This window comes from Sphingobium sp. HDIP04 (assembly GCF_000445085.1).
GTDB classification, from domain to species: Bacteria; Pseudomonadota; Alphaproteobacteria; order Sphingomonadales; family Sphingomonadaceae; genus Sphingobium; species Sphingobium indicum.
Genome location: NZ_ATDO01000095.1, coordinates 25242 through 44604 on the forward strand (window position 1 = coordinate 25242; position 19363 = coordinate 44604).

18 protein-coding genes are annotated in these 19363 nt (G+C 65.5%); 9 read left to right on the top strand and 9 right to left on the bottom strand.

Going from position 1 to position 19363, the window contains the following annotated elements; translation table 11 throughout:
• Positions 1 to 16 precede the first annotated feature (16 nt).
• The 3 genes from L286_RS37545 (at position 17) to L286_RS37555 (ending at position 2598) form a co-directional block, all read left to right on the top strand.
• Positions 17 to 1003 (top strand): RraA family protein, encoded by a 987-nt coding sequence (locus L286_RS37545; RefSeq protein ID WP_020819588.1) that lies wholly within the window; start codon positions 17 to 19, stop codon positions 1001 to 1003.
• Between the two features lie 55 nt (positions 1004 to 1058).
• Positions 1059 to 1496: a hypothetical protein gene (locus L286_RS37550; protein ID WP_007686117.1), complete on the top strand. Its 438-nt coding sequence runs from the start codon at positions 1059 to 1061 to the stop codon at positions 1494 to 1496.
• An 85-nt stretch (positions 1497 to 1581) separates the two neighbouring features.
• The gene (locus tag L286_RS37555) at positions 1582 to 2598 is read left to right on the top strand and encodes a fatty acid desaturase family protein (protein WP_020819587.1); all 1017 of its coding nucleotides are present in this window, start codon (positions 1582 to 1584) and stop codon (positions 2596 to 2598) included.
• Between the two features lie 58 nt (positions 2599 to 2656).
• On the opposite strand, the gene L286_RS37560 is transcribed toward L286_RS37555, so the two are convergent.
• Positions 2657 to 3367 (bottom strand): GntR family transcriptional regulator, encoded by a 711-nt coding sequence (locus L286_RS37560; RefSeq protein ID WP_007686119.1) that lies wholly within the window; start codon positions 3365 to 3367, stop codon positions 2657 to 2659.
• A gap of 54 nt (positions 3368 to 3421) precedes the next feature.
• On the bottom strand, positions 3422 to 4726 hold the full coding sequence (locus L286_RS37565) for an MFS transporter (RefSeq protein ID WP_013053928.1): 1305 nt from the start codon (positions 4724 to 4726) through the stop codon (positions 3422 to 3424).
• Positions 4727 to 4826: 100 nt separating this feature from the next.
• Here L286_RS37565 and L286_RS37570 point away from each other — a divergent pair, with 100 nt between their 5' ends.
• On the top strand, positions 4827 to 5813 hold the full coding sequence (locus L286_RS37570) for a ketopantoate reductase family protein (protein ID WP_031286323.1): 987 nt from the start codon (positions 4827 to 4829) through the stop codon (positions 5811 to 5813).
• A 96-nt stretch (positions 5814 to 5909) separates the two neighbouring features.
• The gene (locus L286_RS37575; RefSeq protein ID WP_025160651.1) at positions 5910 to 7439 is read left to right on the top strand and encodes an acyl-CoA synthetase; all 1530 of its coding nucleotides are present in this window, start codon (positions 5910 to 5912) and stop codon (positions 7437 to 7439) included.
• A 37-nt stretch (positions 7440 to 7476) separates the two neighbouring features.
• Here the strand turns inward: L286_RS37575 and L286_RS37580 are convergent, their stop codons facing one another.
• Together L286_RS37580 and L286_RS37585 are read right to left on the bottom strand one after the other, a co-directional pair.
• Positions 7477 to 8274 (bottom strand): hydroxypyruvate isomerase family protein, encoded by a 798-nt coding sequence (locus L286_RS37580; protein ID WP_025160650.1) that lies wholly within the window; start codon positions 8272 to 8274, stop codon positions 7477 to 7479.
• 13 nt (positions 8275 to 8287) lie between these two features.
• Positions 8288 to 9178, bottom strand: coding sequence for an NAD(P)-dependent oxidoreductase (locus tag L286_RS37585; protein WP_013053932.1), 891 nt, complete (start codon positions 9176 to 9178; stop codon positions 8288 to 8290).
• Positions 9179 to 9277: 99 nt separating this feature from the next.
• On the opposite strand from L286_RS37585, the gene L286_RS37590 reads away from it, so the two are divergent.
• Entirely contained in the window at positions 9278 to 10240 is a 963-nt protein-coding gene (locus L286_RS37590; RefSeq protein ID WP_020819583.1) for a fumarylacetoacetate hydrolase family protein, read from the top strand.
• Between the two features lie 169 nt (positions 10241 to 10409).
• Positions 10410 to 13466 (top strand): TonB-dependent receptor, encoded by a 3057-nt coding sequence (locus L286_RS37595; RefSeq protein ID WP_013053934.1) that lies wholly within the window; start codon positions 10410 to 10412, stop codon positions 13464 to 13466.
• A 76-nt stretch (positions 13467 to 13542) separates the two neighbouring features.
• On the opposite strand, the gene L286_RS37600 is transcribed toward L286_RS37595, so the two are convergent.
• Together L286_RS37600 and L286_RS37605 are read right to left on the bottom strand one after the other, a co-directional pair.
• On the bottom strand, positions 13543 to 14667 hold the full coding sequence (locus L286_RS37600) for an MBL fold metallo-hydrolase (RefSeq protein ID WP_020819582.1): 1125 nt from the start codon (positions 14665 to 14667) through the stop codon (positions 13543 to 13545).
• A gap of 3 nt (positions 14668 to 14670) precedes the next feature.
• Positions 14671 to 15300: a TetR/AcrR family transcriptional regulator gene (locus L286_RS37605; protein WP_007683234.1), complete on the bottom strand. Its 630-nt coding sequence runs from the start codon at positions 15298 to 15300 to the stop codon at positions 14671 to 14673.
• A 167-nt stretch (positions 15301 to 15467) separates the two neighbouring features.
• Here L286_RS37605 and L286_RS37610 point away from each other — a divergent pair, with 167 nt between their 5' ends.
• Complete coding sequence (locus L286_RS37610; RefSeq protein ID WP_025160649.1) at positions 15468 to 16361, top strand: type 1 glutamine amidotransferase domain-containing protein; 894 nt, start codon at positions 15468 to 15470, stop codon at positions 16359 to 16361.
• A gap of 56 nt (positions 16362 to 16417) precedes the next feature.
• Here L286_RS37610 and bla read toward each other — a convergent pair whose 3' ends face one another.
• The gene (bla, locus tag L286_RS37615) at positions 16418 to 17341 is read right to left on the bottom strand and encodes a subclass B3 metallo-beta-lactamase (RefSeq protein ID WP_020819580.1); all 924 of its coding nucleotides are present in this window, start codon (positions 17339 to 17341) and stop codon (positions 16418 to 16420) included.
• Positions 17342 to 17435: 94 nt separating this feature from the next.
• Here bla and L286_RS37620 point away from each other — a divergent pair, with 94 nt between their 5' ends.
• Positions 17436 to 18359, top strand: coding sequence for a LysR family transcriptional regulator (locus L286_RS37620; protein WP_020819579.1), 924 nt, complete (start codon positions 17436 to 17438; stop codon positions 18357 to 18359).
• Here the strand turns inward: L286_RS37620 and L286_RS37625 are convergent.
• Positions 18320 to 18823, bottom strand: coding sequence for a flavin reductase family protein (locus L286_RS37625; RefSeq protein ID WP_020819578.1), 504 nt, complete (start codon positions 18821 to 18823; stop codon positions 18320 to 18322). The two genes, L286_RS37620 and L286_RS37625, sit on opposite strands and share 40 nt — an antisense overlap.
• A 138-nt stretch (positions 18824 to 18961) precedes the next feature.
• A complete protein-coding gene (locus L286_RS37630) occupies positions 18962 to 19336 on the bottom strand; it encodes an EthD domain-containing protein (protein WP_233448190.1) in 375 nt (124 codons plus the stop codon).
• Between the last annotated feature and the right edge of the window lie 27 nt (positions 19337 to 19363).

The following is a 19363-nucleotide window of genomic DNA, read 5'->3' on the forward strand; positions in this document are numbered from 1 at the left end:
GGGGAGATGCTGAACCATGGGATTTGACCGGCGGCTGATGGGCGCCGCCCTTGCCCTTTCGGCCATGCTGCTGTCGCAGCCGGCATTGGCCGAGGACGGCTTCTTCACGCGCGAGCAGGTGATCCGCCATACGCCGGCCTGGACCGGCGAACGCTTCCCGGACGGCCGGCCGAAGGTGCCCGACGACATTCTGGAGCGGATGCGGGAAGTGACGCTGGAGGAAGCCTGGGCGACGCTGCGCAGCGCCGGGTTCAACCATCAATATGAGGATGGCTGGCTGTCCATCTTCCCCGGCAAGGTGCTGGTCGGGCGGGCGCTGACCTCCCAATGGCTGCCCGGCCGCCCGGACATCCAGGCAGTGCTGGAGAAGCAGGGCGTAGCCGACAAGCGCAAGGGCGCCATGAACGCCTGGCCGGTCGACATGCTGCAAAAGGGCGACGTCTATGTCAGCGACCATTTCGGGCTGAAGCAGGACGGACCGTCGATCGGCGACAATGTCGGCAACGCCATCTACGCCCGCAGCGGCAACGGCATCGTCTATGACGGCGCGGTGCGCGACATCAACGGCCTCAAGGAACTGCCGAACTTCGTTTCCTTCGTCCGCTCCTACGACCCGTCGCACCATTTCGGCGCGATGGCGACGGGCGCGCGGCTCAACTCGACGATGGTGGGCATCAATGGCCCGATCCGCATCGGCAAGGCGACCGCCATGCCCGGCGATGTCGTGCTGGGCCGCGACGGCGGCGTGCTGTTCATCCCGCCGCAACTGGCCGAAAAGGTGGTGAAGCTGTCGGAGAACACGCGGCTGCGCGACATGTTCGGCCATATGCGCCTGCGCGAGGGCAGATATACCGCCGGCCAGATCGACACGCGCTGGACCGACGCGATCGAGGCGGACTTCTTCGCCTGGCTCCAGGCCAACCAGAACAAGCTGCCCGTGAAGCCCGAAGCCGTGAGGCAGATCATCCGCGATCATGAAGCGGGCATCCCCTATGAGGGATGACCGGCCCGCAACCCACCCTTCCCACCGAAAACGCTTGAGAAAGGCTCCTGCCGCCATGGACTTCCGCCTCCCCTTCGCCGCCGCCCTGCTGGGTCTCTCCCTGGCCGGCGCCGCCCAAGCCGCGACGCCCGCCGAAGTCGTCGCCCGCCATGTCGAAAGCATGAAGCTCGGCAAGTTGCAGCCGATCATGGACGATTATTCCGCCGACACGGTGGTCGTGACGCCCCAGGGGCTGGTCGCGGATCAGGCGCCGGCCAGGGGTCCGGGCATCTATTCAGGCCAGGCGCAGGCGCGCCGCGTCTTCGCGACGCTGACCGACAAGGATCATCATCCCGGCATCAAGGCCATGGAAACGACGATCGAACCGGCCGGCCCGGACAGCGTCATCCTGCATTGGGTCCAGTTCAAGGGGCAGCCCCAGCAGGTATCGGGCAAGGACGCCTTCATCGTGCGCGACGACAAGATCGTGTTCCAGGCCATTTTCGTCGACTGACGCAGGGTGCGCACTTGACGCTCGATCGCGCCGCTCATAGCGTCCCCCGCGACTGGCTTTGCGCGGCATTCGGAGACATGGGCCCATGGAAGAGGTCGCCAAGGAGCGTCCACCCGGATATCGCTATTCGCGGCGCGGCACCCTGGCGCTGGTCCGCGAACTGTCGGTCATCGACAACCGTCGCAACGCCCTGCTGCTCGTCCTCCAATGGGCGATAGCGATCGCGGCGGGCGCCGTCGCCATCCATGTGGACCGAATCCCCGTCTATCTGCTGGCCGGCTTCGTCATCGGATCGCGCATTCAGTGCCTGGCGGTCATGATGCACGACGCCTGCCACGGGATGCTGTTCAGCAATCGCCGCCTCAACGATCTGATCGGCGACATCTTCGTCGCTTATCCGCTCGGCTTCAGCATCGACCTGTACCGCGCCAATCACATGTATCACCACCGCTACACCAACACCTTGCGCGATCGCGACTATCGCGTGCAGCGGCGGGACAGCGACCAGCACTTCCCGAAAAGCGGCGCCGCCATGGCCTGGCTGCTGGTCCGCAGCGTGACCGGCCTCAACTTCTATCGCATGGCGCGGGACAGCCGCGTCTGGGCGCCCTTCGCCAATTTCCACAATCCCGGACGCTTCGGTTACGACTTCAGCCTGGGACTGCGCATTCGCTATGTGCTGTGGGCGCTGCTTTTCTACGGCCTGATCCTCCTGTCGCCCTTCCGCTGGAAGATACTGGGCCTTTTGCTGATCCCGCAATTCATCTGGGCAAATGTCTTCAACCGGATACGGGCAATGGCCGAACATAACGGCGTCGCCGACGAGCGGGAGCTGAACGGCACGCGCACGGTCATCCCGACCCTGCTCGATCGGTTCCTGATCGCGCCGTTCAACGTCAGCTATCACCTGGAACATCATCTGTTCCCCTCGGTGCCCTGGCCCAATCTGCGGCGGCTGCACGCGCATCTGATGACCGATCCGACCTATGCGGCGGACGCGCACATCACCCGCGGCTATTGGGGCATGATCAGGGAATTGATGCCGCCGCGCGCCTCTGCGGGCGAAAGCGGACCTGTCGTCCCATCAGAGGCGAAGTCCTGAGGTTCCGCGCGCCATGCGGGCGGGCGCGGACGATAATCCCTCCGGCGCCCTCATGATTTCAAACCTTCTCGGCCGCTTCAGCAACGGGTCCGTAGATCGTGCTGAGCAGCATGTTGTTGTGCCCCGAAAGCATCTCGAGCGCCCGGCGCTTGTCGCGGGAGAGGCAAAACTGGGCCAGCAGGCTGTGCTTTTCATAGGCCTGGTCGGGATCGACGTCCGTCTTCAGCATCAACGAGCGATAGCGGCGCGTCTGCTCGTAAAGATCCTGATATATGGCGATGAGATGATCCGAACCGCATGCCCCTATCAGGGACAGGTGGAAACGCCAGTGCACCCGCTCGAACGTGTCGATCCTCTTGTCGATGTCCGTGGGGGGATTGTCCGTGAACATCTTGAGCCGGTGGAGGCTCGCCACGATCTCGACTTCCCAATCCTCCGTGCCGCGATCCATCGAAAGGGCGAGCGCGCCCTGTTCGACGACCGTCCGCGCCGTCATGATGGACTGGAGATCCTGGGGACTGACCGGGACGACGCGGAACCCCCGCTGCCCCGCGAAGGTGACGAGGCCCCGCCCCGCCAGATTGGCCAGCGCCTCCCGGATCGGCGTCGGACCCAGCCCGGTCCCCTCCGAAAGCGCCCTGATGTTGAGCCTGGTCCCGGGCGCGATGTCGCCGGAAAGGATCGCGTCGGAAAGCAGGCGGGCGGCTGCCTCCGTATGGGTCGCGAATGCGGATTCGGCGGGGGGGGATTTCCGTGGTTCGTAGGACATATGGGTTTCAGGATCGCATGGAGTCAGGAAGCGGGCAAGTCGATTAGGGCGCGTTTAGCCGCTGGCTGCGGACGATGGCAACTTCGGCAGAGCGAAGAGCAGCAGTGCGGCCGTCACCAGCGCGCCCGCCGACAGGAGCAGGGCGAGCGTGTAGCTGCCGGTGGCGTCGTACATATAACCCGAAGCGGCGGGACCGATGGACCCTCCGACCAGGAAGACCGCAAAGAGCGCTCCGTTCACTGAGCCGAAGCGGCTGGTGGCATAATAGCGGCCGACGAGGAACGACATGATGTCGTTTTCAGAACCGATGCCAATCCCCGCCGCGATGGCCGCGATCAGAGCGACAACCGCCACATGGGCGCCGCCCGCGACCAGCGTCAGCATTCCCGCCGCGACCATCGCGAACAGGCATTGGGCCAGCGCCACGGCCGGCAGTCGGTCGAGAAGATAGCCCACGACGATCCGCCCGAAGATCAGCGCCGCGCCAATCGTTCCGGCCATTCCGGCGGCGCGGGTCGCATCGACGCCCGCATCGGTCAGCATCGGCACGAAATGCACCACGGTCGTCAATATCCCCCAGGCGGAAAGAAAGAAGGCCAGCGCCAGCAGCAGGAACGTGCGGTCGCGCAGCAGCGGCGGCCCATCGGCGGAAACGGCGGCTTCCTGTCGGGGGACGCGGGCGCCCGTGGGCCGCGCAGGCGGCAGGATCGTGCGCCGCCAAAGCCAGATGAGCGCCCCGATGACGGCGAAGCCCGCCAGCTCGATGCCGGCCAGCGCCATATAGCCTGCCCGCCAGCCGTGCGCGGCGATGATGGGCGTGAGGAACAGGGGGATCAACCCTCCCCCCAGTCCGGACCCCGCGAGGGACAGGCCCAACGCCAGTCCGCGACGGCGCTTGAAGCCCGCGATGATCATCTTGGTGATGACGGGCGCCGCGGTGCCCGCCCCCAGCAACGCCACCAGCGCCATCAGCGCCACATAGGAGAAGAAGTCGGCGCTCAACATTCCCAGAAGCAGCAAGCCGGCGGCCAGCCCCAGCAGAGAGGGGAGCAGCACGGGCAGGACGCCGAAACGGTCGACGCAGCGGCCGACGAAGGGCGCGCATAGCGCCGTCAGCATGGAGGCGACGAAGGGCGCGATGCTCACCGTTCCGCGTCCCCAGCCGAATGCGTCGGCCACCGGCTTCAGGAAAAGCCCGGTCGAGAACAGGAAGGTGCTGCTGATTCCCACGGTGATGCCCAGGAATGCAACCAGGATGATCGGCCAGCCATGTCGCAGTTCGGCCTCGCCCTCGGCTTCCCCGGCTGCACCGAAAAGCCCGATGTCGGGGTTTATCGCGCCTGTCGATCTTCCGTCCATTCTGGCATCCTCCATCGTTGAAATATCGATAACATGTCTGAACGTCGATTGACAATCGGTATATTCAAGGAATATCGATAAATCAAACATGGGGATGCCAATGAGAATCGCGGTATATGGAGCAGGAGCGGTGGGCGGCCATTTCGCCGCGCGGCTGGCCGCCGCCGGCCATGAGGTGTCGATCGTCGTGCGCGGCGCGGCGCTGGCGGCGATCCGCGTCAGGGGATTGACCCTCCTCTCCGGTCCGGAGCGGCTGGACGTCCGCGTGAAGGCGTCCGACGATCCCGCCGATCTCGGTCATCAGGACCTGGTGATCTCCACCCTCAAATCCTCGTCGCTCCATGTCCTGGCGGAGGGCGTCCAACCCTTGCTGGCACCGGACACGCCGGTCGTCTTCGCCCAGAACGGCATTCCCTGGTGGTACGCGCACGGGCTTCCGCAATCCCCCCTTCTGCCCCGGCTGGGATGGCTCGATCCCGGCGGCGCGCTGGAGGAGCATGTCGGGCTCCGCAGGACGATCGGCGGCGTGATCTTCTCTTCCAACGAGGTGATGGAACCGGGCGTGGTGCGCAACGATTCTCCGGAATATAACGCCCTGTTCGTCGGCGAGCCGGATCGGTCGGAAAGCGACAGGATCGTGAAGCTGAGGACGATCCTTGCGGACGCGGGACTGGCCAGCCCGTCCCACCATGACCTCCGCGAGGTGCTCTGGCGCAAATTGATCGCCAATATGACGGTCTCGGTGCTCTGCATGATTACCGGCCAGACGGCGCGGGAAGCCGTCGAGGATCCGATATTCGGCGATGCGGTGCCCAGATTGATGGCGGAGGCCGTCGCCATCGCCGCCGCCCAGGGATATTCGATCCCGCCCATGCCGCCGGGCTATCGCGCGCCCGATCACAAGCCCTCCCTGCTCCAGGACTTCCTGCTTGGCCGGACGCTGGAGATGGATGCGCTGGTCAAGGCCCCCATGGCGTTCGCCCAGGCGGCCGGGCTGGCGAGCCCGACGCTCGACATGCTCGGCGCGCTGGCCCAGCGGCTGGCCGCGAATGCGGGCTTGTACCGGCCTGTCGCAGCGGCGGGTTGACCAGGGGCGTCGCGCCCGGCGCCTGCCCGCATGGCACGCAATGGCCAAGCCGCCAAGGCGTGGCCCGACATCCACCACGACCAATGGAGTGCGCAGATGACAGCCACGCTTCTCTCAGGCAACAGGGTGATGCAACCCGCCGCCTTCGAACGCGAAATCGAACGCGCGGCGGCCGCGATGCAGTCCAGCGGCGTGGCTCCTGGCGATGCCGTCGCCCTCTTGCTGCGCAACGATTTCGCCTTTTTCGTCGCCAGCCTGGCCGCGCGCTGGATCGGCGCGTTCGCCACGCCGATCAACTGGCATGCGACGCCGGACGAAATCGGCTATATCCTTGAAGACAGCGGCGCGCGGCTTCTGATCGCCCATGACGACCTGGCCGCCCCGCTGGCCGGCCGGCTGGCGGGCATGACGCTGGTCTGCGTGCCGACGCCGGCGGAGATCGCCGCTGCCTATCGCCTCCCGCCTTCGACCGCGCCGGCGGGGGCAATGGCTTGGGACGCCTGGCTGCCCGGCGAAGCCAGTCCCGCACCGCCGCGGGGGCCGGGCGGCGCATCCTCCCTGATCTACACCTCCGGCACGACGGGAAAGCCCAAAGGCGTGCGGCGCAGGCCGTTCGAACCCGGCCACCTGGCCGCGCAGGCGCAGATCGCCGTTCACGGCTATGGATTGGACCCCGCCGAAACCATCCGGGTGCTCATGACCGGACCGATGTACCATTCGGCCCCCAATGCCTATGGGCTGGTGTCGGCGGAACTGGCGGAGAAGATCGTGCTGGAACCGCGTTTCGATGCGGAGGAGCTGCTGGCCCTCGTTCAGCAGCACCGGATCACGCACATGCATGTGGTGCCGACGATGTTCGTGCGCCTGCTCAAACTGCCCGCGGAGGTCCGGGCCGGCTATGATCTTTCCTCCCTGCGGTTCGTCGTGCATGGCGCCGCCCCCTGCCCCACGGAGATCAAGCGCCAGATGATCGACTGGTGGGGGCCGGTCATCCACGAATATTACGGTTCGACGGAGACCGGCCTTGTCACGGGGCATGGCTCGTCCGATGCCCTTGCCAGGCCCGGAACGGTCGGGCGCGCGCTTCCCGGCGTGACGCTCCGGGTGATCGGGGAGGATGGCAAGGACGCCGGAACCGGCGAGGCGGGCGACATCCACGTCCGGTCAGAAGCCGTGCCGGACTTCACCTATCATGGCCATCCGGACGAAAAATCGGCACTGGAACAGGCCGGCTTCGTCACGGTGGGGGACATTGGCTGGCTCGACGAGGACGGCTATCTCTTCCTGTGCGACCGGCGGCGCGACATGATCATCTCCGGCGGGGTCAACATCTATCCCGCGGAGGTGGAGGCGGCGCTGCTCGGCATCGGCGGCGTGCGCGACTGCGCGGTATTCGGCATTCCAGACCCCGAATTCGGCGAAGCGGTATGCGCCTATGTCGAACCGGACGAGGAAGCGACGCTGGATGCGGCGGGAATCCAGAGGAGCCTGGCCGGCAGCCTGTCCCGCTACAAGATTCCCAAGGTGGTCCGGTTCGAAACCCACCTTCCCCGCGAGGATTCCGGCAAGATATTCAAGCGTCGCCTGCGCGAAGCCTATTGGGCGAATGAGGGGCGCGCGATCTGAAAAGCGACGTCAGCCGCCACGGCGGCTGACATCCCCCTTATGCGGACGGATGCAGCCGGCGCATCTCCGCGAGCCAGCCGAGTCCGGCCGTCGTCGGCCCGGCCGGACGATATTCGGCCCCATGCCATCCGCCATAACCCGACGCCCGGAACCCGGCGAACGCCGCGGCGAAGTCGATCGATCCGGTCCCTGGCTCGTTCCGCCCCGGCGCATCGGAAAACTGGACATGCGGCGCGATATGGCCGTGCGCCGCCCATGCGCGAGCGATGTCGTCGCCATTCATCGCGACATGATAGAGGTCGAAAAGCAATCCGAACCCAGCCGAACCGATCAAGCGAACCATATCGGCCGCTTCGTCGATGGAGGCGAACAGCGCGTCGGGCATCTCCACGCGGTTCATCGGTTCCACCAGCAGCACGGCATCGGGCGCGAGGCGGCCCGCAAGCGCGAGCGCCTGGCCGGCATTGCGCCTGTAGGTTTCCAGGCACGCTTCCCTGTCATGGCCGGGCGGAATGCGGGAAGGCCCGACATGGACGAACCGGGCATCCATTTCCCTCGCTGCGCGCAGTCCCCGCTCAGCGGCGGAAGCGAACTCGGCCTCGCGGCCCGGAACGCCCGACAGGCCGGGGCCGCCCGCGAAAAGATCGCCGAGCGGCAGGTTCATGAGCACGACCGGCATTCCGGCGGCGCGCGCGGCCTGCGCCATCTCCGCCGGATCGCCCTCGTCGATCACCTGTATCTCGACCCCGTCGAAGCCCGCCCGGGCGGCCGCGGCGAACCGCTCAAGCAACGGAAGCTCCCGGAACATCATCGACACGCTGGCGCTGATCTTCATCGTCATTCCCCTTTCAGATCGCATCGCCGATTGATTGCATGGCCCGCAGCGCGCGGTGGACGGCGCTATGGTCCAGCGAGCGGTCCGGCCCGTCGGCGGCACGCGCGAACATGTCCTCCGCCCCGGCGAGCAAGGGCAGCGACAGGCCCAGATCGGCGGCCATCGCGGTCGCCATGCGCAAGTCCTTGAGCTGCGTGGCGACGGTGCCGCCCGGCACATGGTTTCCGTTCAGCATGCGCGCGCCGTGCTGGCGAAGGACCGTGGAGTCGGCAAATCCGCCCTCCAGCGCAGCGAACGCCTCGGCCGGCCTGCCTCCGCCGCGCTCGATGAGCAGCAGGGCCTCTGCGACGGCCTCTATGGTGATCCCGACGATCATCTGGTTGGCAAGCTTGACCAACTGCCCGCTCCCGACGCCGCCCACCGGGTTCACCCGGCCCAGCGTTTCCAGCAGGGGCCTCATCTTCTCGACCGTCGCCGGAACGCCCCCGGCAAAGATGGTCAGCCTGGCATCGATCGCCCCGCGCTCGCCGCCCGACACCGGGGCATCCATGTAATCGATCCCCAGGGCGGACAGGCGGTCGGCCTGCCGGCGGGCCGAAGGCGGGTCGATGGAACTCATCATGACGACGGTCGCGCCCGGCCTGATCCATCGCGCCACGCCGTCGTCGTCGCCGAAGAGGAGCCTGTCGCAGGCTGGGCCATCACTCAGGACGATGAACACCGAATCGGCGTCGGCCACGCACAGCCGCGCCGTATCGGCGACCGACACCCCGTCCTCCGCAAGCGCCGCCGCCTTATCCGCCGTGCGATTCCACGCGCTGACCGCATAGCCCGCCCGCGCCAGGTTCCGCGCCATCGGCGCCCCCATCAGCCCCGTACCCAGCAGCGCCACGCGATCGATCACAGCAGTCCCCTTTCAATTTGCTTGATACCCGATCCATATATCGTCATTAATTAGGAATATCGATAATTTTTCACGCTCATTCCTGATGGGGAGGCATTTATGCGATTCGTGACCTATGAGCATGGCGGCAACCGTTTCGTCGGAGCGTTGGTCGGCGACGATGCCGTCAAGAATTTGACGGCCGCAAGCGCGGCGTCCGGCCGAGGGGATCCGGCGTGGTTCACTGGCATGCAGGCCCTGATCGAGACCGGCGACGCCGGGATCGACGAAGCCCGTCGGCTGATGGAGAGGGATGGACATGTCGTGCCGCTTGCCGATGTCCGCCTGCTCGCGCCCTTGCCGCGCCCGCAATCGATCCGCGACTTCTTCACCTTTCCCGACCATATCCGGCAGTCATATGCCGGCATGCAGCGCCTGGGCGCCAGGCTGGCCGGAATGCCGGCTCCTACCGTCCCGCCACTCACCGAATTGCCCGCGCTTTATCTTGAGAAGGCGATCTACCACAAAGGCAATCCCCTGACGGTCGTCGGTCCGGATACGGAAATCCTTTGGCCCAGGTACAGCAAGTTCATGGACTTCGAACTGGAACTGGCGATCATAATCGGCCGGCCGGGGGCCGACATCAAGGCGGAACGGGCGGCAGCCCATATCTTCGGCTACACCATCTTCAACGACTTTTCCGCGCGCGATGCGCAGATGGCGGAGATGCCCGGCATGATGGGCCCGGCCAAGGGCAAGGATTTCGACCGCAGCAATGCGATCGGCCCCTGCATTGCCACGCCGGATGAATTTGCCGACGTCCACGACATAAGGATGCGCGCATCGGTGAACGGCGAATTGTGGGCCGAAGGGTCCAACAGCGCGATGCTGCATCGATTCGAGGACATTATCGCCTATGTGTCGCGTGACGAGACGCTTCATCCGGGGGAGCTTCTGGGCTCCGGCACGATGGGCAATGGTTGTGGCGTCGAACATGACCGCTTTCTGGAAGATGGCGACGAAGTCGCGCTCGCCATCGACGGCATCGGCGTGCTGACCAATCGCGTGCGCAGGCAGGACTGACCGGCGGCGGAGCCATTGTGCATGTCGCGCCAGTGCTCCGCTTGACCTTTTTCCAAATATCGATATTTAATAATAACAGCGATTATAAATTAATATATCGTTCGCGAAGCCAGCCCGTCGACAAGGAATGTCATCTGCCCGTCGAGCGGGGCCAGGAGGGGATAGGGACATGACCAGGATATTCATCCGCAAGCGCACCGGCTTTCTTCTAGGCGCGGCGATGGCCGGCTTGATTGCGCCGTCCGTCGCCCAGGCGGAGGAGGCATCGAAATCCGCGCCTCCAGCCGCCGAAGGGGGCGGCCGGGCATCCGCGCCGGCCAGCGTGATCGACATCGTGGTCACCGCCCAGCGCGAGAGCCAGTCGCTGCAAAGCGTTCCCATTTCCGTCAGCGCTTTCACTGCCGAGACATTGCAGCGCCAGCAGATAGACAATTCTCTCGATCTTCAGCTTTCCCTGCCGAATACAATCTTCACCAAGAATAATTTTTCAAAGTCCAGCTTCACGATTCGCGGCATAGGCGACCTGTGCGTCGGCAGCTCATGCGACAGCGCGACGGGGATCACGAATAACGAACTTCCACTGTTCGACACCCGGCTGTTCGAGGTCGAATATTTCGATCTGGAGCGGGTCGAAGTGCTTCGGGGGCCGCAAGGAACGCTTTTCGGCCGCAACGCGACCTCCGGCGTCGTCAACTTCATTACCGCCAAGCCCGATCTGAACGGCGTGCACGCTTCGGGCGAGATCGAATATGGCAATTATGATTCCAGGAAGGTGAAGGGCATGCTGAACCTGCCCTTGACGCAGAGCCTGGGCGCGCGCTTCGCCGGAATATACGTCAATCGCGACGGCTATACGAAGAACCTCCATGACGGCGCCAGGCTGGACGGGCGCGACATCTACGCCGTCCGCGCCTCCCTTCGCTGGGAACCGTCCAGTTCCACGACGATCGACCTCCTGGGCTATTATTTCCATGAAAAGGACAATCGCCTTCGCATCCAGAAGCAGAAATGCCTGCGCGATCCCACGGGCGTGCTCGGCTGCCTTCCCGGCCGGCTGGGCAATGACTATACCAACAACAATGCGACGTTCGGCGGCACGCTGACGTCCCGCGAATATCTGACGATGCAGGGCGGCCCGGGCATCGGCGCGCTTGCCCTGGGCAGCCTCTACGGTCCCGACTCCAATCTTGGAAATCCGCTCATCGCCGACCCCAGGACCGTCAACACCGACTTCCATCCCACCTTCTTTTCCGATGAGATCCAGGCGCAATTGCGGATCGAACATGATTTCGGGCCGGTCACCCTTAAGGTGTCGGGCCAGTATCAGCGCACGCGCACCGCCGCGTCGCAGGATTATAATCTGAGCGTCAACAACGCCGCGCTGTTCCTTCCGGGCCTTTCGACCCTGCAAGCCTATGGCAACGGCGTCGCAGGCCCCTCGCTCGCGCAATTCGGACGGGTTGCTGCCGCGCTGATCCCCAACGGCCCGGCCGGCCCCTATTGCACGTCGATCGTCGAGCCGAGCGCCACGGGCGCGTTCGGGGGCCACAGCCTATGCTCCGCGACGCCCCAGGATTTCGACCGCACCAGCCTGTTCGGCCGGGCCTTCACCGGCGAGGCGATCGTCGCCAGCAAGTTCGACGGGCCGTTCAACTTCCTGGTCGGCGGCATATACAGCGATTATCGCAATCACAATGCCGACTACAACGTCAACGCGTTCAATATCGATTATGCGGCAGGCGTGCTCGGCGTGCTGACGTCGCTCGGCCAACAGGGAGGGCAGGCCGCCGCGGGCCAGCCCGTCACCTATCCCACCGTGTTCCTCGCCTCCCCCTATGTCCGCAACAATTCCCAGCTATTCCAGCTCAAATCCTACGGCCTGTTCGGCGAAGCCTATTTCGAGCCGAACGACCGGCTGAAGCTGACGGCGGGGCTGAGATATAATCATGACGACAAGTCCAATCGCGCGCGCAACACCATCATCTCCTTCCCCGTGCCCTACGGCACGGCGAACGCGTTCGATTCCCCCTTCTTCGCCGCCTATGACGCCGATGCCGGGCGGCCGGGCATCCAGCCCGTGCAGCAGCGCGACGCGACCTTCGGCGAGTTCACCGGCCGGGCCGTGATCGATTTCCAGGTCACGCCGAGGAACCTGCTCTACGCCTCCTATTCGCGGGGCTACAAGTCGGGCGGCATCAACCCGCCGCTGCTGCCGATCTTCAACATCTCCGACAGTTTCGAGCCTGAATTCGTGAACGCGCTGGAGGTCGGATCGAAGAACAGCTTTCTCGGCGGCAGCCTGCGGCTCAATGCATCCGCCTTCTACTATCAGTACAAGGGACTCCAGCTCAGCCGCATCGTCAGTCGCACCAGCGTGAACGACAATGTCGACGCGGACATCTACGGCATCGAGCTTGAAGCGATCGCCCGCCCGATCCCGGCGCTGACGGTCAACATCAACGCCAGCTACCTCCATACCAAGGTATCGTCGGACAGATACATCACCAATCCGCGAGACCCGTCGGGCGGCCGCAGCGACGCCGTCATCGTCAAGGACATCTCGAACGGTTCCAACTGCACGGTCGTCCCCAACACCGCCGGCAATTCCGCCGCGTCAAACAATTTCGTCAATTTCGTGAATGGGGAGATCAACGCGGGCCGGGTCGTCAACTCCTCGACCGGGCGTCCCTTGTTCCGGCCGGGCGCCGGCCTGCAAGGGACCACTCCCTTCCCGGCGGACAGCGGGCTGAACGGCGCGACGGGGGCCTACAGCATATGTTCGGCCCTGGCCTCCTACGTCGCCAGCGCGGGCGCGGGGCCAAGCGGAGTCTCCGTCCTCACCGACGGCGTTCCGGTGAACCTGCGCGGCAACCGCCTGCCGCAGGCGCCCGACTTCAAGGTTTCGGCGGGCGCGCAATATGTCGTCGACATGGGAACGGGCGGGTCCACCCTCGTGCCCCGCGTCGACGTCATCCTCACCGGCGGCAGCTATGGATCGGTGTTCAACGGAAACGCCAATCGCATACCCAGCTACGTGATCGTCAACGCGCAGCTGCAGCTCAACGGCCGCGACGATCGCTGGTTCGTGCGCGCCTTCGTGCAGAACCTGACCGACAGCAATGCGATCACCGGCCTCTACGTATCCGACCAGCCTTCGGGCCTCTTCACCAACATCTTCACGCTCGAACCGCGACGCTATGGGATCGCCGCCGGGGTGAATTTCTAGAGGCTGGGCTGCGTGGACAAATTCCAGACCCACCGGACTGAGTGATTTGGGTGGGAACCGGCCATTCCTCTATTCGTCACCCCGGGCTTGACCCGGGGTCCCGCTGCCTTGGTCGAGGCGCTGTTTTACAAGAAAAGCGGGACCCCGGATCAAGTCCGGGGTGACGGAAAACTGATGTTCGCAACTGGCCAACTCCCGACATTTCGAATTCGTCCACGCTGCCTTGGGAATCGGTGAAAACCTCGCCCGGCCTGGCGGCGACGAAGCGGGCGGGGTCGACGCCCGCCGCGGCCAGCGCCTCGCCAAGGCGAAGCACCGGCTCATCGCGCGGCTCGTCGGTGAGGCGGAATGTGCCCCAATGGATGCCAAGCGCCCGCCGCGCGCCGACGATCTGGAAAATGCGCACCGCTTCGGCGGGGTCGACATGCTGGGCAGCCATGAACCAGCGCGGCGCATAGGCGCCGATGGGAAGGAGAGCAAGATCAGGCGATCCCAGATGCGCAATCCGGGCGAAGATCGCGCCATCGCCGAAGCCGGTGTCGCCCGCGAACCAGACGGTGCCGGCCGGCGTCGCGAGGAAATGGCCCGACCAGAGCGCCATGCGCCGGTCCGCCAGCGACCGATTGCTCCAATGGACCGCCGGCGTGAGGGTGGTGGCGATGCCTGGCGCGAGCGTGATCGCATCCCACCAATCGCCGGTCGCCAGCCTGGCATCGGGAATATGGGCGCGCACTATGGCGTCATTGCCAAGCGGCATGACCATGAGCGGCCGGTCGCGGGCATGCAGCCGCGCAAGCGTCCCGAGGTCGAGATGGTCGTAATGGCAATGGCTGACCAGCACAGCGTCGATCCGGGGCAGGTCCTCGAAGGCGACGCCCGGCGCGGTGACGCGCCTGGGGCCAGCAAAGGCGACGGGGCTGGCGCGGTCGGACCAGACCGGATCGGTCAATATGTTGCAGCCGGCTGCCTGGATGAGCACCGTAGCATGCCCGACCATCGTCACCACCAGCGCCTGGCTGGACGGCGCCGGGCGCGTGGGGGTGACGGGAACGGAGCGCGGCCAGGGCGCCGCCCGCTTGCCCAACCGCCAGCGCAGCAGGTCGCCCAGACCGCGATCGGTGGACGCCTGGCCGGGATTGAAAAAGCGCAGGCCATCGAAATGATCGCTCGGCGGCCCGGCATAATAGGGATTGCGCGGCATTGCCTAACGCCGCTTGATGCCGCCGAGGAGTATCCGCCCGACCCGCTCCGCCAGGGAAGGGACGGGCGGCACCACCGACAGCCCGTCGAGCAGGAGCAAGACCAGGCCGTGGACATTTGCCCAGGCGGCGAGCGCGACTATGGCGGCCGCCTCCTCATCGTCGGGCGGTGCATCGAACACGCCCTCCGCAATGCCCTGCGCGATGACCGAGAGGAGGACCGCATGCGAGCCTGCGGCAGCTTCGCCGACCGGATAGGGAAGGGCGGCGCGCGATGCGGCGAGCGCCGTGCCGAACATGAGGCGATAGCGCGCCGGATTGTCGAGCCCGAAGGCGACATAGGCCGCGCCGATCGCGATCAGGGCCTCCTCAATGCCTTCGGACTGCTGGGCCGCGGCCAACATCGCGGCGCGCAGGTCGACGAAACCCTTTATCGCGATTGCGCCCAGCAGGTCCAACTTTCCGGGGAAATGGCGATAAGGCGCGTTGTGGCTCACCCCTGCCCGGCGAGCGACCTCCCGCAAGGAAAATTCCCAATTCTGCTCCTCCGCGACGATCGCGGTCGCGGCGTCGACGAGTACCCGTCTCAGATCGCCATGATGATAGGCAGGGGCGGCGTTCGGCTCGGCTGGCATGATGGCTCCAGAAAGATGTTGACACTGTCTACATGCCATATGTAGACAGTGTCAACATAAAGGCGCGAGATTCGACGCTTCGAATGCGACCCGCGCCGCATGCCGGACCCGGCCCGCCATTGGACGGAGCGGAAGCAGTCCGGTCCCCTTCGATCGAGGAATCCATCATGGCCCATATTCTCTTTCCCCTGCCCTCGCACGATTTCGATCCGACCGAGGTCGGCGTCACATGGCGCGTGCTGACCGCCGCCGGGCACGGCGTGAGCTTCGCCACGCCCGACGGCAAGGCCGGCGCCGCCGACCCGATCATGATCACGGGGCGCGGGCTGGATCCATGGAGTCCGATCCCGCTGATCGGGCGGATCACGGTGATCGGCCGGATGCTGCGCGCCAACAAGGATGCCCGCCGCGCCTATGCCGAGATGATCGCCAGCCCCGCCTTCCGGTCGCCCCGCCGCTGGGACGAGCTTTCGGTGGACGGCCATGACGCGATCGTGCTGGGCGGCGGCCATCGGGCGCGCGGGATGCGCGAATATCTGGAAAGCCCGGTCCTGCAAAAGCTGGTGGCCGACTTCTTCGCCGCCGACAAGCCCGTGGCGGCGATCTGCCATGGCGTGCTGCTCGCGGCGCGCAGCAAGCGGGCGGACGGGCGCTCGGTTCTCCACGGCCGCAAGACGACGGCGCTGAGTTGGAGGCATGAACGGACCGCGAGCGCATTCGCGCATGTCGGCCGCTTCTGGGACCGCAACTATTACCGCACCTATCCGGAGGAGGATGGACAGCCAAAGGGCTATATGTCGGTCGAGCAGGAGGTCATCCGCCACCTTGCCGATCCTGGCGATTTCATCGATGTGCGACCCGAGGATCCGCATTTCCGTCGCAAGACATCCGGACTGGTCCGCGACAGCTTCATGGACCACAGCCCGGCGCTGGTGGTCGAGGACGGCAATTATGTGTCGGCGCGATGGCCCGGCGATACGCATTGTTTCGCCAGCACATTTGCCCGGCTCCTGTCCCGCAGCCCGGCGGAAGAGGATGCGCGCCGGGCGCGGGTCGCCTGATCCGCCCCATCCGGATCGACGAAGGCCTGCCGATCAAGGATGTCTCATCTGGAACGCTATTTCGACGTCTCTCGCCGCTCCTCGGCCAACCGCTTCGCGAGCAGGCGGCGCGAACGTTCCGCATAGGACCGGCAGGCCCCGGATCCACTGCCATACCGCCCCGCGCCTGCATTGTCGGGATGCGCGGAGATCAAAATGTCGCACTTCAAAGCGCCCATGCGCCTGTAGCTGGCTTCGAAGCCCTTGACGATCGGCGCGCTGGAAGGCGCGGTGAAACGGTAACGGTCGGCCGACACCGGATTGAGGCTGGAGGCGAAGACGATCGCCTTGCACCTCTTGCCCTCGCAGGCGTTCCAGCTCCATGTCATGCTGCCCATCGTGTGGCCCGGCGTCGCATGCGCGGCAATGGATGCGCGGCCGATCCTCAGAACCTCTCCGTCCTTCACGACGCGCAGCCGCGACACCGCCGGCCAGGCGCCGCCATAGTCGAATTGCGGATCGTCCTTCGCATGCGCGCCTGCCCGCAGGCCCTCCGCGCCGCGCCGGCTGGCCACCACGGTGGCGCCGGTGTCGCGCGCCAGGGCGGCGATCCCGCCAGCATGATCATAATGCGGCTCGGTACTCAGAATAAATTTGATGTCTTTGGGGTCGAAGCCCAGCTTGCGAACATTGCTGAGGATCATCGGCGCCGCCTGCGGAAGCGCGCCGTCGATCAGCACCAGGCCCGCACCCGTGTCGATCAAGGCGACGCTGAGACCCGCGAAGCCGACCAGATAGCTGTTGCCGAAAATCCTTTCGGGCGGCAGGGGCGCAAGCCATTCCTTGGCTCTTTCGACCGCCATCGGCCGGGTCAGAGGGTCATCGGAGGCGCGGGCGCCGCCCGCCCGGTCCACGGCGGCCATGGCTTCCGGCTCCGGCCCTGTCGCTGCCGCCGCCGGGCTGATGGCCAGCGACGCGGCGATTGTCATCGTTGCGATCATCCTCGTCTCCCTTCCCGGCGGGGATGCCGATTCAACCTCCTTCCCGCAAAGCATGATTTCTCGACAAAGCCATGAGAATAATTGATGACGGGTCATGGACCGCGCCCAACTTCCACTGAACGCTCTGCGCGCCTTCGAAGCGGCGGCGCGTCACCTCAATTTCACCCGCGCCGCGATCGAGCTTTGCGTCAGCCAGGGGGCCGTCAGCCATCATGTCGCGCAGCTTGAACGCCGGCTCGGCGTGCGCCTCTTCCACCGCCTGCCGCGAGGACTCTCGCTTACCGACGAGGGGCGCGCGCTCGTCCCCGTGCTGGCCGAAGCGTTCGACCGGGTGGGCGCGACGCTGGATCAATATGCCGGCGGCCGATTTCGGGAGGTGCTGAAGGTCGGCGTCGTCGGCACGTTCGCGACCGGCTGGCTGTTGCCGCGGCTGGACGCCTTCGCCCGCGCCCACCCCGCCATCGACCTGCGCATTTCGACGAACAACAACCGCGTGGATCTGGCAGGGGAAGCGCTGGATTTCGCGATCCGTTTCGGCGACGGCGCATGGCACGGCACCCAGGCCGAACCCTTGATCGAAGCGCCAATGACGCCGCTGTGCGCTCCGGCCATGGCGGCGCGGCTGAGGTCGCCCGCCGACGTCCTGCACGAACGGCTGCTGCGTTCGTACCGGCCGGATGAATGGGCGCTCTGGTTCGAGGCGGCAGACATCCCCGTCCCGCTTTTCCGCGGACTCGTTTTCGACAGTTCGGCGCTGATGGTGTCCGCCGCCATGGCCGGTTTCGGCGTCGCGCTCGCGCCTCCCGCGATGTTCATCCGCGAACTTGCATCGGAACTGCTGGCTCAGCCTTTCCCGATCATGATCGACGCGGGCCGCTATTGGCTCACCCGGCTGATGTCGCGACCCGAAACCCACGCCATGCGGTGCTTTCGCGAATGGCTTGGCGAAGAGATCACGGCCCCGATCGCGTCATGGCCCTATGTCCGCGAGCAGGGCGGCGGCGCCAATTTGCCATAGGTGCCCCTGTGGAACAACAGCGGCGCGCCCGGATGATGCACGTCCAGCGCATGCACGCTGCCGAGCACGAGATGATGGTCCCCCGCGTCGTGCACCGCATATATGGTGCAGTCGATCCAGGCGATGGCGCCGTCGAGCACCGGGGAACCGAGCGCCGAGGGACGATGCGCCACGCCGGCGAACTTGTCCGGATCCTTCGATGCGAGGGTGCGGCACAGGGCCTCCTGATCATCGCCCAGGACATTGACGCAGAAACGTCCCGCCTCCGCGATCCTGGGCCAACTTGAAGAGGCCTTGTCGGGAAAGAACGCCACCAACGCCGGGTCGAGCGACACCGATGTGAAGGATCCCACGATCATGGCGGCGGGCCTGCCGTCCGGGGGCATCGCCGTGATGGCGCAGACGCCGGTCGGATAATGGCCCAATATGCGGCGAAAGGTCGCGGGTTCGATGGCGAGCGTCATGACGATTTCAGACTTTCCAGACAAGCGGGATTCTTTTCTGAGCGGCGACGGAATCCCGGAAACAGGACCGTGCGGTTCCATCGGCGATGGTGAAGGGGCAGCGCGGTAAGCGCGTCGGCCTTTCCCGCCGCGCCCTGCCTATGGGATCGCGGATTGATGAACCTCGACCACATACATCTTGACGCTGCCGGCTTCTACGAACTTGTCTTCATCCGCGCGAATGACCTGCATGATGTCTGCATCGAAGAACGCCTGGATTCCCGCCTCGGCGTGCGCGCGCGTCGGGTAGACGGCTTCGGTTATGACGTCGAAATCGGCACTTGCCGCGCTTGCACGACCATCGCCCACCGACGCCAGCAGCGGATCATCCGCCCGGATGTAGTTACGCCGGTACACGCCGATCGGGGGAAGTATCCGTCTGGCCAAGGGCGCATGCTTTTCTTCATAATAGCGGATGAATTCATCCAGCGACATTCCCGGCTTTCTCCTCATCGATACCAACAGCTTGAACATTGCGCCCTCTCCTGCTGCATATGATCG

Coding starts and splice junctions, on each gene's coding strand:
- L286_RS37545 (WP_020819588.1), top strand. CDS start 17: ATGGGATTTGACCGGCGGCTGATGGGCGCCGCCCTTGCCCTTTCGGCC.
- L286_RS37550 (WP_007686117.1), top strand. CDS start 1,059: ATGGACTTCCGCCTCCCCTTCGCCGCCGCCCTGCTGGGTCTCTCCCTG.
- L286_RS37555 (WP_020819587.1), top strand. CDS start 1,582: ATGGAAGAGGTCGCCAAGGAGCGTCCACCCGGATATCGCTATTCGCGG.
- L286_RS37560 (WP_007686119.1), bottom strand. CDS start 3,367: ATGTCCTACGAACCACGGAAATCCCCCCCCGCCGAATCCGCATTCGCG.
- L286_RS37565 (WP_013053928.1), bottom strand. CDS start 4,726: ATGGACGGAAGATCGACAGGCGCGATAAACCCCGACATCGGGCTTTTC.
- L286_RS37570 (WP_031286323.1), top strand. CDS start 4,827: ATGAGAATCGCGGTATATGGAGCAGGAGCGGTGGGCGGCCATTTCGCC.
- L286_RS37575 (WP_025160651.1), top strand. CDS start 5,910: ATGACAGCCACGCTTCTCTCAGGCAACAGGGTGATGCAACCCGCCGCC.
- L286_RS37580 (WP_025160650.1), bottom strand. CDS start 8,274: ATGAAGATCAGCGCCAGCGTGTCGATGATGTTCCGGGAGCTTCCGTTG.
- L286_RS37590 (WP_020819583.1), top strand. CDS start 9,278: ATGCGATTCGTGACCTATGAGCATGGCGGCAACCGTTTCGTCGGAGCG.
- L286_RS37595 (WP_013053934.1), top strand. CDS start 10,410: ATGACCAGGATATTCATCCGCAAGCGCACCGGCTTTCTTCTAGGCGCG.
- L286_RS37600 (WP_020819582.1), bottom strand. CDS start 14,667: ATGCCGCGCAATCCCTATTATGCCGGGCCGCCGAGCGATCATTTCGAT.
- L286_RS37605 (WP_007683234.1), bottom strand. CDS start 15,300: ATGCCAGCCGAGCCGAACGCCGCCCCTGCCTATCATCATGGCGATCTG.
- L286_RS37610 (WP_025160649.1), top strand. CDS start 15,468: ATGGCCCATATTCTCTTTCCCCTGCCCTCGCACGATTTCGATCCGACC.
- bla (WP_020819580.1), bottom strand. CDS start 17,341: ATGATCGCAACGATGACAATCGCCGCGTCGCTGGCCATCAGCCCGGCG.
- L286_RS37620 (WP_020819579.1), top strand. CDS start 17,436: ATGGACCGCGCCCAACTTCCACTGAACGCTCTGCGCGCCTTCGAAGCG.
- L286_RS37625 (WP_020819578.1), bottom strand. CDS start 18,823: ATGACGCTCGCCATCGAACCCGCGACCTTTCGCCGCATATTGGGCCAT.
- L286_RS37630 (WP_233448190.1), bottom strand. CDS start 19,336: ATGTTCAAGCTGTTGGTATCGATGAGGAGAAAGCCGGGAATGTCGCTG.